Here is a 14,751-nt window from a genome sequence, read left to right as displayed (position 1 = left end):
CTCCGCCGCCATGACCGAGATCATCGCCGTCGCCGTCATCACCGTCCTCGCCGTCATCAGTCCGGGCGCGGACTTCGCGATGGTCGTCCGCAACAGCTGCCTGTACGGCCGTACGACGGGACTGCTGGCCGCCGTCGGAGTCGCCACGGGTGTGCTCGTCCACGTCACGTACACGATGCTCGGCGTCGGGCTGCTGATCGCCTCGTCCACCGCCCTGTTCACCGCGATCAAGCTGGTCGGCGCGGCCTATCTCGTCCACGTCGGGGTACGGACCTTCCTCGCCCGCGACGATCTCGGCATCGACCTGGACTCGAAGCCGCGGCTGACCCGGCTCGCGGCCCTGCGCACCGGATTCCTCACCAACGCGCTGAACCCCAAGACCACGCTCTTCGTCGTGTCGACCTTCACCCAGGTCGTCGGGCCCACCACCGGCCTGTGGGAGCAGGCCGGTTACGGGGTGTTCATGTCCGTCGCGCATCTCGGCTGGTTCGGCCTGGTCGCGCTGTTCTTCTCGAACGCGCGGCTGCGCACCGCGATGCTGCGGTGGCAGAAGGCCCTCAACCGGGGTATCGGATCGGTGCTCGTCGGACTGGGCGTCACCCTGGGCCTGGCCCGCTGAGCGACGCCCGCCCGACCGGGGTCAGCTGGTGTGCACCTCCAGCGCGGACCGGACCGCGGACTCCAACGCCCCTTCGATCCAGGCCGGCTTGATCGAGGTGTGGCAGCCGGCGAAGTGCAGCGGCCCCTCGACCGACCGCACATCGGCGAACAACTCGGTGTGCTGGCCCGGCAGCAGCACCGACGCCTCGCCGTACGCGTACGGATCGCGCATCCACGACTGGGTGGCGCCGACGCCGGTGTAGAAGACCTCGACGCGCTGCCCGTACACGTCCTGCACCCCGCCCAGGGCGTGCGGATAGCGCTCGTCGTCGTCCAGCGAGTCCCACTTCAGCGCGTCGTCGGCCCAGCTGTACGAGGCGAGGACCACGCCGCCCGCGCTCTTCTCGACGGGGTGGGACGGCTGGAACATGAAGCGGTTGGGGTTGTCGGTGACCGATCCGCCGCCGATGACGTGCGCCGCCTCGGGCTGGTTGCGGGCGTCGGCGCGGTACGCCGCGTAGTGCACACGCTGGTTGGGCGGGAGGTGCCCGGGGGGCACGGAGGGGTGGGCGCCCAGCAGCGAGCCGTCGGCCGGTGCCTTGCCCCGACGGTAGGCGTCGTACAGGCCGGGCCTGATCCTCTCCAGCTCGGTCTTCCAGTCCTTCTCCTCGAACTCCCACCAGCGGCGGCTGAATTCGAGCAGCACCTTGGTCGCCGCGTCGTAGTGGATCTCGGTGATCGCGCGCCGCTTGCCGTACGAGAGCGCGGGAGCGACCGGGATGTGGCGCAGTCCGGAGAACGGCACGGTGATGATCGCCCGGTCGCCGGTGAACGTCTCGCGCACGAGCGGCTTGCCGTCGCGGCCCTCGGACACCGTCTCGACCCGGACACCGTCCCTGCCGTGGCTGATCCTGGTGGCCCGGCGGTCCAGCCGCACGATGTCCTTGACCCGCTCGTACATCGCGTCGGCGAGCGTGGCCGTGCCGCCCGGCAGCTCGAAGAACGCGGTGTCCGGGCTGATCAGCGAGGAACCGATGAAGCTGTGCACAAAGGCGAGATGAAGCCGGGAGGTGAGGTTCTCGACCGTGCCGATGAGGTCGATGGTCCGCTCGTCGAGTTTGGCGGCCTCGGTCAGGAAGCGGTACATCGACCAGTGCCCGTACCGCTGGATCACCCGCGCCCAGCCCTGGACGAGCTCGCTGCCCTCCTTGCCCTCGAACTCCTTGCGCACGGGCGCGAAGGCCTCGCGCACGATCGTCGCGGCGGTCTTGTTCTCGAACTCGGCGGGAACGCCGAACGAGCGGTTGACCGCCTGCGGCTTCGCCGCGTAGTCGGCCTTGCGCATCCGGACGCCGTTGACGTGGATCCAGGTGCGGTTGGCCGGCCGGCCCTCGGCGTCGACATCGACCAGGTAGAAGCGGCGGCGCTTCAGGTCGAAGCTGTCGATGAGCCCGGTGACCAGCGGGTGGCTGTCGGGGATCCGCATGGCGCCGGCTTCGGCGTACTGGTTCGGGTCCGCGAACGGCGCCTTCGCGTTCTCGTGGCCGCCCTTGCGGAAGGTCTTGATCCGGCCGCCGACGCGGTTGCCGTTGGCCTCGACCACGGTGACGGTGTGTCCGGCGCTGCGGAGCAGATGGGCGGCGGTGAGCCCGGCCGGGCCGGCGCCGACGACCAGCACCTTCCTGGGGGCCTTGCGGCTGCGCGGCAGGCCCTTGGACAGCAGGATGTCGCGGTAGTGGGGGACCAGCGGCTGGTCCTGTTCGTCGCGTACGAGGATGGCGCGGGCGATGGTCAGGCAGGCCGCCCAGTCCGATCCGGTGGCCGCCGGGGCGAGCGCGGTGCCGGATGCGGCGGCGGCGTCAACGGCGCGGGGCGCGGCGGCACTTGCGGCGCCGACGGCGGTCGAGGCAAGGGCGGCCGCGCCGGCGGCGGCGCCGGTGATCACGGTGCGTCGGGAGGGCAGGCCGGAAGAAGGTCCGGCGGTCTCGGAAGTCATGCGCCCCACCCTGGGGCGCCCTGGACGGCGCCTGTGCCCGGACGCGCGTAGACCACTGGGAAATCACCCGGAGGTGACGTTCAGCGATCTTGTCGTACCGGTTTCGTCGCAGGCCGTGTCACGCTTGGGGGTTCTCTGGAACGTGAGGTTCCGGCGACCCCAGCAGTGTCAGGAAATCCTGGAACACCGCGGACATGTCCACCGAGTCCGGGTCCAGCAGCCACTGGTACTGAAGCCCGTCCATCACCGCCACCAGCAGCGGCGCCGCGCGCTCCGGCGTCAGGCCACCCGGCAGTCGCTCGCCGTACTCCGCGCGCAGCGTCGTCGCCATGCTCGCCCGGACCTGGGTGTAGCGGCGGGTGAAGAACTCCCGCGCGGGATGACCCTCCGTCACGCTCTCGCCGAGCAGCGCCGAGAACGTCTGGACGATGCCGGGTCGCATCGCGTTGTACTCGACCAGCGAGGCCAGCAGATCGAGCCGCCACCTGCCGTCGCTCCGGGTCCCGCCGCCGGTGTCCCACTGGTCGCGCTCCTCCAGCACGGCGACGAGCAGCGCCTCCTTGGTCGGGAAGTAGTGCAGGAGTCCCTGCTGGCTGAGGCCGACCCGCTCGGCGACGGCGCCCAGCGAGGCGCCGCGGTAGCCGCGCTCGGCGATCACTTCGAGAGCGGCGCGGAGAATCTCCGCCCGTCGCTCCGTGCTTCTGGCCCGCCCCATCGCCCCGGCCCCTTTCGGTGCTCCATCGGTCCCGCACCGAGGACCGTACGCCATCCCGGATAAATCACAGACTGGTAACGAAGCCTACTGTTCTACCGGTCATGCGGTCACTATGGAGACATTCAGTGCAGGACACCGACGAGGAGGTACGGCCGTGGCAGGCGCGTCCACATCCACCCACCCCGATGCGGCCCGCGAGGCCGCGGTCGAAGCGGCGCTGTCCGCACTCGGGCTCGACGACAAGACACGACTGCTGGCCGGGCAGGACATGTGGTCGCTGCCCGCGCTGCCCGCCGTCGGGCTGCGCTCCCTGGTGATGTCCGACGGACCGATCGGCGTCCGCGGGGTCGCCTGGAGCGCCGACGACCCCTCCGTCGCGCTGCCCTCGCCCACCGCGCTCGCCGCGACCTGGGACCCGGCCCTGGCCCGCCGCGCCGGCCGGCTACTGGCCCAGGAGGCCCGCCGCAAGGGAGTCCACGTCCTCCTCGCCCCGACCGTGAACCTCCACCGTTCCCCGCTCGGCGGGCGCCACTTCGAGACGTACAGCGAGGATCCGTACCTCACCGGCGAGATCGGCACCGGCTATGTGCGAGGTGTGCAGGAGGGTGGTGTCGGCACCACCGTCAAGCACTTCGTCGCCAACGACGCCGAGACCGACCGCTTCACCGTCGACAACCTCGTCGCCCCGCGCACCCTGCGCGAGATCTATCTCGCCCCGTTCGAACGCATCGTCAAGAACGCCCACCCCTGGGGCATCATGGCCGCCTACAACCGGGTCAACGGCTCCACCATGACCGAGCACCGCTATCTGCAGAACGCGGTGCTGCGCGGCGAATGGGGCTTCGACGGCTACATCGTCTCCGACTGGCTGGCCGCCCGCTCCACCGTCGCCGCCGCTGAGGGCGGCCTCGACGTCGCCATGCCGGGCCCGAAGACCGTCTACGGGAAGGCGCTCGCCGACGCGGTGCGCGCCGGTGAGGTCGAGGAGTCCGTCGTCGACGGGGCCGTACGGAACGTGCTGCGGCTGGCCGCCCGCGTCGGCGTCCTGGACGGCGCCCCGCCCGTCGTCGACGAGGCGGCGCACCCCGCGACCGTCGACGGCGACGCGCTGGCCCGCGAGATCGCCCGCCGCTCCTTCGTCCTCGTGCGCAACGAACGCGCCGCGCTCCCCGTCGACCCGGCCGCCGTGCGCAAGGTCGCGCTCAGCGGGGCGCTCGCCCGGGACGCCCGGGTCCTCGGCGGCGGCTCCGCCCAGGTCTTCCCGCACCACATCGTCTCGCCGCTGGACGGCCTCACCGCCGCTCTCCCCGCGGGCGTGCTCGACTACCGCGTCGGCGCCGACCCGAACGACGAACTCACCCCCGCCGAGAAGGGCTTCGAGCTGAGGGCCGTCTGTTACGACGCCTCCGGCACCGTCATCGGCTCGGCCCCGCTGCACAACGGCAGCCTCCAGTGGATCGGCGACGACTTCCCCGAGGGCGTGACGCTCAAGACGCTGCACAGCGTCGAGATCACCGGCACCTTCGTTCCGCGCGACGGCGGCGAGCACGTCTTCGGCACCCGCGGCACCGGAGCGCTCACCCTCGCAGTCGCGGGCGAGACCCTGTACGACGAGGTCCACCGGGTCACCGGCTCCACCGACCCCGGCGAGGCGTTCTTCGGCAACCCCCTGGAGCGCGGCCGGATCACCCTCACCGCGGGCGAACCCGTCGAGGTGTCGCTGCGACAGGTCCCCGACACCCTGGGCGAGGACGCGCCGATCCCCGGCGTCTCGTTCTCCCTGTGCCACCTAGGCCCGCGCCGCGACCCCCAGGAGCTGATCGCCGAGGCGGTCGAGGCGGCCCGTGCCGCGGACACCGCGATCGTCGTCGTCGGCACCACCGAACGCGTCGAGTCGGAAGGCTTCGACCGCACCGACCTCAGGCTCCCCGGCCACCAGGACGACCTGGTCAGGGCCGTCGCCGCCGCCAACCCGAACACCGTCGTGATCGTCAACTCCGGTTCCCCGGTCGAGCTTCCGTGGCGCGAGGAGGTCGCCGCGGTCCTGCTCAGCTGGTTCCCCGGCCAGGAGGCCGGCCACGCGCTGGCCGACGTCCTGCTCGGCGCCGAGGAGCCCGGCGGCCGTCTCCCCACCACCTGGCCCGTCGCGCTCGACGACGTCCCGGTCTCGAACACCACCCCCACCGACGGCGAACTCCGCTACGAGGAGGGTGTCTTCGTCGGCTACCGGGCCTGGGAGAAGGCAGGCACCGCGCCCGCCTACCCCTTCGGCCACGGACTCGGCTACACCACCTGGGAGTACGAGAGCCTGACGGCCGGCCCCGACACCGCCACCGTCCGCCTCCGCAACACCGGTACCCGGCCGGGCGCCGAGACCGTCCAGCTCTACCTGGCGCCCCGGGACGACACCGCCGAACGCCCGGTCCGCTGGCTGGCCGGTTTCGCGCGGGTCGAGGCGGCGCCCGGCGAGAGCGCCGAAGCGGTGATCGCGCTGGAGCGGCGCGCGTACGAGATCTGGGACGAGGCGGCGTACGACTGGACGCTCGTCCCCGGCACGTACGAGGTGCAGGCGGCCCGTTCGCTCGGTGACGTACGCCTGACGGCGGCCGTGGAGATCAAGGACTAGCGGGCCACGGGACCCGGCGCGCCCCGCAGCGGCACCTGACGGCCGCTGCGGGGCCCTTCCTCCGCTCCTGCGCTCAGCGCACCGCGAATCCGTACACCGTCGTCGAGACGTACTCCTCGCCCGGCCGCAGCACCGTGCTCGGGAAATCGGGCCGGTTCGGGGAGTCGGGGAAGTGCTGGGTCTCCAGCGCGATCCCGGCGCACGGGCCGAACGGCCGGCCGTCGAAGTGGTCCGCCGTGTACAGCTGCATGCCCGGTTCCGTCGTGGTGACGGTCAGGACCCGCCCCGACGCCGCGTCGTACAGCTCGGCCACGGGCTCCGCCCCGGCCCCGTCCAGCACGAAGTTGTGGTCGTAGCCCGCCCCGACCGGCTTCGGCTCACGGAAGTCGAACCGGGTCCCGTCCACCGGCAGGAACTCGCCCGTCGGCAGCGATTCGGCGTCCGCCGGAGTGATCCGCGCGGCCGCGAGCCGCAGCACCTGCCCGAGCGCGCTGCCGCTGTCGGCACCCGCGAGATTCCAGTACGTGTGATTCGTCAGGTTCAGCACCGTCGGGGCGTCCGTCGCCGCCCGGTAGGCGATCCGCAGCGCCCCGCCCGCGTCCAGCGTGTACGTCGCGGACACCGTCAGACGCCCCGGGAAGCCCTCCTCGCCGTCCTCGGAGACCAGGGACAGTTCGACGCCGTCCGCCACCTCCCGCGCCCGCCACACGCGCTTGTCGAAGCCCCTGGCCCCGCCGTGCACCTGGTTGCGCCCCTCGTTCCGCGTCAACCGGTGCGTGTGCCCGTCCAGCTCGAAACAGGCACCGCCGATCCGGTTCGCGTACCGCCCGACCAGCGCCCCGAAGTAGGGGCCGGGGAACGTCTCGTACCCGGCGAGATCCGGCAGCCCGAGCGCGACGTCCGCCTGCGCCCCGTCCCGGCCCGGCACCTCGACCGACTGCACGATGCCGCCGTACGTCAGGACACGCACCCGCGTACCGTCCCGCTCCAGCGTCCAGCGGTGCACGACGGCACCGTCCGCGAGGGTGCCGAACTCTTCCGTACGCAGCACTGCGCTCGAACCCGTGTCCATGATCACGGAGCCTACGTCGGCGGCCGGGCCGCGGTGACATTGCGGTAGGCGATCTCCGCCAGCCGCGCCTGTCCGTTGCGCCCGGGATGGAACCAGTCCCACTGGCTGAGCTGCTTGCCGGTGAACCGGTAGTCGTAGACCGCCCCGCCGTCGTAACGGCAGCGCAGATCCTTCGCGCAGACCTCCCGCAGCACCTCGTTGTACGCCACGACCCGCTCCTGCACCGAGGTGCGCCGGGCCACGGCGCCCGCGCCCATGTCGTCCGCGTCGCCCAGCATCGACCGACAGATCCCCAGCTTCCAGATCTGCTTGCCCAGCGCGTTGCCGCGCCCCGTCTGCCAGAGCCGCATGAGATCCGGCACGCTCGACACGTAGACCTGCGCCTTCGGTGCCCCGGCACGCAACTGCCGCATCGCCGCCTCGAAGGACGACCGGAAATCCGCCACCGGCGTCATGATCCGCGCCGAGTCCCGGCAGGCGTCATTGGCGCCGATCATCACCGTCACCAGATCCGGCTTCTCCTTCGCCGCCAGCGCCATCTGCTCCGGCAGCTGAGCGATCCTGGCCCCCGTCGCGGCGTGGTTCCAGCTGCGCGCGGCGGCCCCCGACTCACCGAGCAGCCGCACGGCGAGGCTGCGCACCTCGCTGTCCGTGCCGGTCGCCCACGAGACCTCGGGGCAGTCGGCCAGCACCGAACAGGCGTCGAAGCCGCGCGTGATGGAGTCGCCGACGGCGGCCACCGACCCCGGACTGCGGTCCCAGACCGGACCGGGCCTGGCGGACGGCTGCCGCTGCCCGGACGCCGCCCCCTTCGTCGTCCCGTCCCGGTCGGCATCGCAGCTGGTCAGAGTGGCGACGCCGAGCAGCGAGACGATCGCCAGGACAGCGGTCGCGGTGCGCGTACGGTGACGGGCGGAACGATCCTGCATCCCTTGGTTCCCCTCGTTTATGCCCCCGGCAACCCCTTGCGGCACCGGGTGGAAGGCCCGGGTGCCCCGCAGGGTGAAAGCTGAGCGAATGAAGTGCCCAGGACCGACCGTACGTCACACCTCGACCGCCGCCGCGCGGTAGCTTTTCCTCGTCGAACCAGCGCCGCATGCCCTCGCCCGGCTCCACTCGGGTGGCTTTCTGTAAATCACATCACGTCACATACTGTCCCTTTTCAGGAGTTTCACCCCGATGCTGTTTACTGATGACAACCTCGGGAGCCGGCCGAGAAGTGACGGTACGGGCGCGAGGCCGCTGGGGAAGGCGAACTTCGTCCCACACTGGAGGTCTCGGTGACGACACGTGGAGTTCTGTACGTTCACTCCGCACCGCGCGCGCTCTGCCCCCACGTCGAATGGGCGGTGGCGGGCGTCCTCGGTGTGCGCGTCCAGCTCGACTGGATCAGACAGCCGGCCGCGCCCGGCACCTGGCGGTCCGAGTTCTCCTGGCAGGCCCGCCCCGGCACGGCGTCGAAACTGGCCTCCGCGCTGCGTGGCTGGGATCTGCTGCGCTTCGAGGTGACGGCGGAGCCGAGTCCCACCACGGAGGGCGAGCGCTACAGCTCCACGCCCGAACTGGGCATCTTTCACGCCGTCACCGGCATGCACGGCGACATCCTGGTGCCCGAGGACCGGCTGCGGGCCGCGCTGGCGCGCTCCGTCCGCGGCGAGACCGACCTGGAGGCCGAGATCGCCAAGCTGCTCGGCAAGCCGTGGGACGACGAACTGGAGCCCTTCCGTCACGCGGGCGAGGGCGCACCCGTGCGGTGGCTGCACCAGGTGGTGTGACGGGCGCGGAGTCCAGCCCCCTCTCGCGATCGAGGAGGGTCCGGGAACCGGCCCTTTGGCGACCGAGCAGCGGGAGTCCGGGGACAGAGCCCCGCGAAACGCCCCGCGCAGCGGACGAAGCCCGCCTCCCCGAGTGGGGAGGCGGGCTTCGTCGTACCGGACCGCGGGCTGCGGACCGCGGGCTGCGGACCGCGGGTCAGACGCTGCGGAACGCCAGGACCACGTTGTGCCCGCCGAACCCGAACGAGTTGTTGATCGCGGCGATCGGCCCCTCCGGCAGCGGCCGAGGCGTGTCGCGCACGATGTCCGCCTCCACCTCCTCGTCGAGGTGTTCCACGTTGATCGTCGGGGGAGCGATCCGGTGGTGCAGCGCCAGGACCGTCGCGACGGTCTCGATGCCACCGGCGCCACCGAGGAGATGACCGGTCATCGACTTCGTCGCGGAGATCGCGACATGGTCGAGGTCGTCGCCCAGGACCTTGCGCAGCGCCTTCAGCTCGGCGACGTCGCCCTGCGGCGTCGACGTGGCGTGCGCGTTCAGGTGCACGACCTCGGACGGCTTGAGGTCCGTCTGGTCCAGCAGGTTCTGCATCGCGGCGGCGATGCCGCGACCCGTCGGTTCGGGCTGCGCGATGTGGTGGGCGTCCGCGGACAGCCCCTGGCCCAGCACCTCGCAGTAGACCTTGGCGCCACGCGCGGCGGCGTGCTCCGCGGACTCCAGCACGACGACGCCGGCACCCTCGCCGAGCACGAAGCCGTCACGCCCCGTGTCGTACGGACGGGAGGCCTTCTCGGGCTCCTCGTTGTGCTTGGACATCGCCATCATGTTGGCGAACGCGGCGATCGGCAGCGGGTGGATCGCCGCCTCGGTGCCACCGGCGAGGACCACATCGGCACGGCCGGTGCGGATCATCTCGACGGCGTACCCGATCGCCTCGGCGCCCGAGGCGCAGGCGGAGACCGGAGTGTGCACACCGGCCTGGGCGTTGACCTCCAGGCCGACGTTGGCGGCCGGGCCGTTGGGCATGAGCATGGGCACGGTGTGCGGGGAGACGCGGCGTACGCCCTTCTCCTTGAGCACGTCGTACTGGTCGAGCAGGGTGATCACGCCGCCGATACCGGAGGCGATGACCGAGCCCAGCCGCTCGGGCCGGACCGCGTCGTCCTCACCGGCCTTGCCGGTGAAGCCAGCGTCCGCCCAGGCCTCGCGGGCCGCGATCAGCGCGAACTGCGCCGAGCGGTCCAGCTTGCGGGCGAGCGGGCGGGGCAGGACGTCGCCCGGGTCGACCGCCGCGAGCGCGGCGATCCTGACGGGCAATTCGGCGAAACGTTCGCCCTCAAGAGGCTTGACGCCGGAACGACCGGCCATCAGACCTTCCCAGGTCGACGCCGAGTCGCCACCCAGCGGAGTGGTTGCGCCGATACCGGTGACGACCACGGTGCGATTGGTCGAGTTCACTGGAAAATCTTCTCCACGTGTAGAGGGTCGTGAATCAGCGGCGCCACCGCCGGGTGGCGACACAGAGCCGGCCTGATCAGGCCTGGTGCTTGAGGATGTACTCGGCAGCGTCGCCGACCGTCTTGAGGTTCTTGACGTCCTCGTCGGGGATCTTGACGTCGAAGCGCTCCTCGGCGGCGACGACGACCTCGACCATGGACAGCGAGTCGACGTCCAGGTCGTCGGTGAAGGACTTGTCCAGCTGGACGTCCTCGACCGGGATGCCGGCGATCTCGTTGACGATCTCGGCGAGACCCTTGACGATCTCTTCCTGAGTGGCGGCCATGTTGGCGCTCCTTCGATGTTTATCTGCTGGGTTCTGGCGTCCGGGCCGAAAAAGGCCTGGTGTGCCTAGGGGAGGGTAACGACCGTCGCGGCGTAGACGAGACCCGCCCCGAAGCCGATGACGAGCGCGGTGTCGCCGCTCTTCGCCTGACCGGTCGCCAGGAGCCGCTCCATGGCGAGCGGAATCGAGGCGGCGGAGGTGTTGCCGGTGGTCTCCACGTCACGGGCGACCGTGACGTTCTCCGGCAGCTTCAGGGTCTTCACCATCGAGTCGATGATCCGCATGTTGGCCTGGTGCGGAATGAAGACGTCCAGGTCTTCCGGGGCGATCCCGGCCGCGTCCAGCGCCTGCTGGGCGACCTTCGCCATCTCGAAGACGGCCCAGCGGAAGACCGCCTGGCCCTCCTGCGTGATGGCCGGGAACTTGACGTTGCCCTGGGAGTCGAGCGGCAGCTGCGAGACGTCGCCGATGCGGAACTTGTCCCAGGACACGGTCTGCTTGATCGTGCCGGCCTTGTCGCCCTCGGAACCCCACACGGTCGGGCCGATCGCGGGCTCCTTGGACGGGCCGACCACGACGGCGCCCGCGCCGTCACCGAACAGGAAGGCCGTCGCCCGGTCCTCCAGGTCGGTCAGGTCCGACAGCCGCTCCACGCCGATGACCAGGACGTACTCCGCGGAGCCTTCCACGATCATGCCCTTGGCGAGGGTCAGCCCGTAGCCGAAGCCGGCGCAGCCGGCCGAGATGTCGAACGCGGCGGCCTTGTCGGTGCCCAGCTTGTCGGCGATCTCGGTGGCGATGGCGGGCGTCTGGGCGAAGTGCGAGACGGTGGAGACGACCACGGCGCCGATCCGGTCGGCGCTTATCCCGGCGTCGGCGATGGCCTTGCCGGACGCCTCGATCGACATCGCGGCGACGGTCTCCTCGTCGTTCGCCCAGTGGCGGGTGGCGATGCCGGAGCGCGAGCGGATCCACTCGTCGGACGAGTCGATCGTTTCGAGGATCACCTCGTTGGGCACGACCCGGGTCGGGCGGTAGCCGCCGACACCCATGATGCGTGCGTACGGGGCGCCCTTGCTGGGCTTGATCTTCGACATGCTCTCGGGCTCCTTAGGCGCCTGCGTGCTCGATGACGAGCGCGCGGGCGGCGTCGAGGTCGTCGGGGGTCTTGAGCGCGAGCGTCCGCACACCGGGCAGCGCGCGCTTGGCGAGACCCGTGAGTGTGCCACCCGGGCACGCCTCGATGAGAGCCGTGACGCCCATGTCCTTGAAGGTCTCCATGCACAGGTCCCAGCGGACCGGGTTGGCCACCTGGCCCACCAGCCGCGAGATGACCTCGTCGCCGATGGCAACGGCCTTCCCGTCGGCGTTCGAGACGTACGTCACGGTCGGGTCGGAGATCTTCAGCGCCATCGCGGCCTCACGCAGCCGGTCGACGGCGGGCGCCATGTGATGCGTGTGGAAGGCGCCGGCGACCTTGAGCGGAACCACGCGGCGCACGCCCTCGGGCATGTCCTCGGTCAGCGCGGCGATCTGCGCGGCGGTGCCGGCGGCGACGATCTGGCCGCCCCCGTTGACGTTCGCCGGAGTCAGCCCGAGCTTCTCCAGGTGAGGGACCGTCACCTCGGGGTCGCCGCCGAGCAGCGCCGCCATACCGGTTTCGGTGGCCGCGGCGGCGTCGGCCATGGCGAGCCCACGCGTACGGACGAGACGCAGCGCCGCCTCGTCGCCGATGACTCCGGCGAGAGCGGCCGCGGTGATCTCCCCAACGCTGTGACCTGCGACGATGTCGGGCGATGCGTTGAGTGCGGCGGTGGACAGCAGACCCGCGGCGACCAGCAGCGGCTGCGCCACCGCGGTGTCACGGATCTCCTCCGCGTCGGCCTTGGTGCCGTAGTGGGCGAGATCGAGCCCGATGGCGTCGGACCAGGCCGCGATGCGGTCGGTGGCACCGGGGAGGTCGAGCCAGGGAGTCAGGAAGCCGGGCGTCTGAGCGCCTTGGCCGGGAGCGACGAGTACGAGCACCCTCACACTCTCTCTTGTGATCGGTCCGGAACGCCCGTGGGGACAGGGACGAAGAACCGTATGGGGAATTGTTGATGTCCGACAAAAGTCTAGGACTGCGGATCCCTGGCGGCCAGGCGCCCCAGAATCAGGGCGATTCGCAGAGTGAACGCCGAGCGGACGTCGGAGGGTGACCATCCGGTGACGTCTGTCACACGTCGGAGCCGGTAGCGCACGGTGTTGGGGTGGACGAAGAGCATCCTCGCCGCGCCCTCCAGACTGCTCGCCTGCTCCAGATACACACTCAGCGTCTCCAGGAGGGCAGAACCCGCTTCTTCCAGCGGTCTGTAGATCTCCTCCACCAATTGGTCCCGTGCGGCGGGGTCACCCGCCATCGCGCGCTCCGGCAGCAGATCGTCGGCCAGCACCGGCCGCGGGGCGTCCTGCCAGGCGCCGCACGCCTTCAGCCCGGCCGCCGCGGCCTGCGCGGACCGGGTGGCCGCCAGCAGATCGGGCACCACGGGCCCGGCGACGACGGGGCCCGCCGCGTACGGGCCGATCAGCGCCTTCGCGACGTGCAGCGGGTTGTCGCTGCCGCCCGCGATGACGACCAGTCGGTTGCCGAGCACCCCGGTCAGGACCTGGAGCTTCGCGTGCCGGGCGGCGCGGCGGATCGCCTCCACGGTCAGTTCGCTGTCGCCGTCCGGGGCCGTACCGAGCACCACGCAGACGTGTTCGGGGGAGTTCCAGCCGAGCGCCGCGGCACGCGAGACGGCACCCTCGTCGGCCTCGCCGGACAGCACCGCGTTCACCACCAGCGACTCCAGCCGGGCGTCCCAGGCGCCGCGCGCCTCGGCGGCCTGCGCGTACACCTGGGCGGTCGCGAACGCGATCTCCCGCGCGTAGACCAGCAGCGCCTCCCGCAGCACCGACTCGTCACCGGGCGCGGCGACCTCCTCGATCGCGGCCTCCATGACCTCGATCGTCGTCCGCACCATCTCGACGGTCTGCCGCAGGGTGATCGCCCGGGTCAGCTCGCGCGGAGCCGTGCCGAAGACATCGGTGGAGATGGCCTGCGGGGTCTCCGGATGCCGGAACCACTCGGTGAACGCCGCGATCCCGGCCTGGGCCACCAGGCCGATCCAGGACCGGTTCTCCGGCGGCATCGCCCGGTACCACGGCAGCGTCTCGTCCATGCGGGCGATCGCGTTGGCGGCCAGGCGGCCGGAGGACTGCTCCAGCCGTTTCAGGGTCGCGGCATGCAGGTGGGCGTCGTTCGCAGCGGGCTGCTCAGGATCGGGTCGGGGCACGGACACAAGACTGCCTTATCGGACCACGTGCACGGAGGGCCGGGGCCGTCGCGGGTCGTGGCGCCGGGTAGCGGGCGGGGGAGTCGCGGGAGCGCGGAGGGCCGCGGGCCCACGGGGGCGGCCCCGGGCGGCCCGCGCCGGGCTACCGTGGACGGGTGATATCCGTTCAGCGCTCCGACGACCGCTTCACGGGCGGGGACGAGGCCGCCGGCATCGAGTCCCTGCACGCCTTCTCGTTCGGCGCCTTCTACGATCCGGACAACCTCCGCTTCGGCGCGGTCCTGGCCTGCAACGAGGAGCGGCTCGCCCCCGGTGCGGGCTTCGACGAGCACCCGCACAGCCACACGGAGATCGTCACCTGGGTCGTCGAGGGCGAGCTGACCCACCGCGATTCCACCGGTCACGCCACGGTCGTACGGGCCGGGGACCTCCAGCACCTCAGCGCCGCCGCGGGCGTCCGTCACGTCGAACGCAACGACGGCGACGGTTCGCTGACGTTCCTTCAGATGTGGCTGGCGCCGCTCGAACCGGGCGGCGAGCCCGAGTACACGATCGTTCCCGGCATTGCCGACTCCACCCCGTACGCCCTCCCGGCGGCCGGTGCGATGCTGCACGTCCGCAGACTGGCCGCGGGGGAACGCACGGCGGTGCCGGACGGGGCGCGGGTGTACGTCCACGTGGTGGCGGGGCGTGTGGGGATCGGCGACGAGGAGCTGGGACCGGGTGACGCCGCGCGGATCACTGGCGAGGAGGGGCTGGAGCTGGTGGCGGCCGGGGCGGCCGAGGTGCTGATCTGGGAACTGTCGGCCTGAGCCGGCAGGACCACCGGCAGCCCGAATTCAGGTCGGTCACGGCGCGGCGATGAGTTT

General features: G+C 71.3%; 13 protein-coding genes. 4 read left to right on the top strand and 9 right to left on the bottom strand.

From position 1 onward, the window contains the following. Positions 1-10 precede the first annotated feature (10 nt). Complete coding sequence (locus ABZ826_RS10795; RefSeq protein WP_361445420.1) at positions 11-619, top strand: LysE family transporter; 609 nt, start codon at positions 11-13, stop codon at positions 617-619. 21 nt (positions 620-640) lie between these two features. On the opposite strand, the gene ABZ826_RS10790 is transcribed toward ABZ826_RS10795, so the two are convergent. Continuing rightward, positions 641-2,596, bottom strand: a complete 1,956-nt coding sequence (locus ABZ826_RS10790; RefSeq protein WP_361445417.1) for an FAD-dependent oxidoreductase — start codon at positions 2,594-2,596, stop codon at positions 641-643. Between the two features lie 118 nt (positions 2,597-2,714). Continuing rightward, on the bottom strand, positions 2,715-3,311 hold the full coding sequence (locus ABZ826_RS10785) for a TetR/AcrR family transcriptional regulator (protein ID WP_361445414.1): 597 nt from the start codon (positions 3,309-3,311) through the stop codon (positions 2,715-2,717). Between the two features lie 154 nt (positions 3,312-3,465). Between ABZ826_RS10785 and ABZ826_RS10780 the strand changes: the two genes are divergently transcribed. Further along, complete coding sequence (locus ABZ826_RS10780; protein WP_361445411.1) at positions 3,466-5,937, top strand: glycoside hydrolase family 3 C-terminal domain-containing protein; 2,472 nt, start codon at positions 3,466-3,468, stop codon at positions 5,935-5,937. 73 nt (positions 5,938-6,010) lie between these two features. Here the strand turns inward: ABZ826_RS10780 and ABZ826_RS10775 are convergent, their stop codons facing one another. Next, complete coding sequence (locus tag ABZ826_RS10775) at positions 6,011-7,009, bottom strand: aldose epimerase family protein (RefSeq protein ID WP_361445408.1); 999 nt, start codon at positions 7,007-7,009, stop codon at positions 6,011-6,013. An 11-nt stretch (positions 7,010-7,020) separates the two neighbouring features. After that, entirely contained in the window at positions 7,021-7,938 is a 918-nt protein-coding gene (locus ABZ826_RS10770) for an SGNH/GDSL hydrolase family protein (RefSeq protein WP_361445405.1), read from the bottom strand. 351 nt (positions 7,939-8,289) lie between these two features. On the opposite strand from ABZ826_RS10770, the gene ABZ826_RS10765 reads away from it, so the two are divergent. Beyond that, on the top strand, positions 8,290-8,784 hold the full coding sequence (locus ABZ826_RS10765) for a DUF3145 domain-containing protein (protein ID WP_351075717.1): 495 nt from the start codon (positions 8,290-8,292) through the stop codon (positions 8,782-8,784). Between the two features lie 196 nt (positions 8,785-8,980). On the opposite strand, the gene fabF is transcribed toward ABZ826_RS10765, so the two are convergent. The 5 genes from fabF to ABZ826_RS10740 form a co-directional block, all read right to left on the bottom strand. Then, a complete protein-coding gene (gene fabF / locus ABZ826_RS10760) occupies positions 8,981-10,243 on the bottom strand; it encodes a beta-ketoacyl-ACP synthase II (protein WP_361445402.1) in 1,263 nt (420 codons plus the stop codon). A gap of 76 nt (positions 10,244-10,319) precedes the next feature. Beyond that, complete coding sequence (locus ABZ826_RS10755) at positions 10,320-10,568, bottom strand: acyl carrier protein (RefSeq protein WP_351075721.1); 249 nt, start codon at positions 10,566-10,568, stop codon at positions 10,320-10,322. A 65-nt stretch (positions 10,569-10,633) separates the two neighbouring features. Beyond that, on the bottom strand, positions 10,634-11,665 hold the full coding sequence (locus tag ABZ826_RS10750) for a ketoacyl-ACP synthase III (protein ID WP_361445399.1): 1,032 nt from the start codon (positions 11,663-11,665) through the stop codon (positions 10,634-10,636). Between the two features lie 13 nt (positions 11,666-11,678). Continuing rightward, positions 11,679-12,593 carry an ACP S-malonyltransferase gene (locus ABZ826_RS10745; protein WP_361445397.1) on the bottom strand — a complete coding sequence of 305 codons (915 nt, stop codon included), beginning with the start codon at positions 12,591-12,593 and terminating at the stop codon, positions 11,679-11,681. An 89-nt stretch (positions 12,594-12,682) separates the two neighbouring features. Continuing rightward, the gene (locus ABZ826_RS10740; RefSeq protein WP_351075729.1) at positions 12,683-13,882 is read right to left on the bottom strand and encodes a helix-turn-helix domain-containing protein; all 1,200 of its coding nucleotides are present in this window, start codon (positions 13,880-13,882) and stop codon (positions 12,683-12,685) included. A gap of 155 nt (positions 13,883-14,037) precedes the next feature. Between ABZ826_RS10740 and ABZ826_RS10735 the strand changes: the two genes are divergently transcribed. Then, positions 14,038-14,694: a pirin family protein gene (locus tag ABZ826_RS10735; protein WP_361445393.1), complete on the top strand. Its 657-nt coding sequence runs from the start codon at positions 14,038-14,040 to the stop codon at positions 14,692-14,694. Positions 14,695-14,751: the final 57 nt, after the last annotated feature.

It is taken from the genome of Streptomyces sp. NPDC047515, assembly GCF_040643055.1.
Classification (GTDB): domain Bacteria; phylum Actinomycetota; class Actinomycetes; order Streptomycetales; family Streptomycetaceae; genus Streptomyces.
The sequence above is the reverse complement of the archived record's forward strand: the minus strand, read 5'-3'. Positions and strand labels throughout refer to the sequence as shown.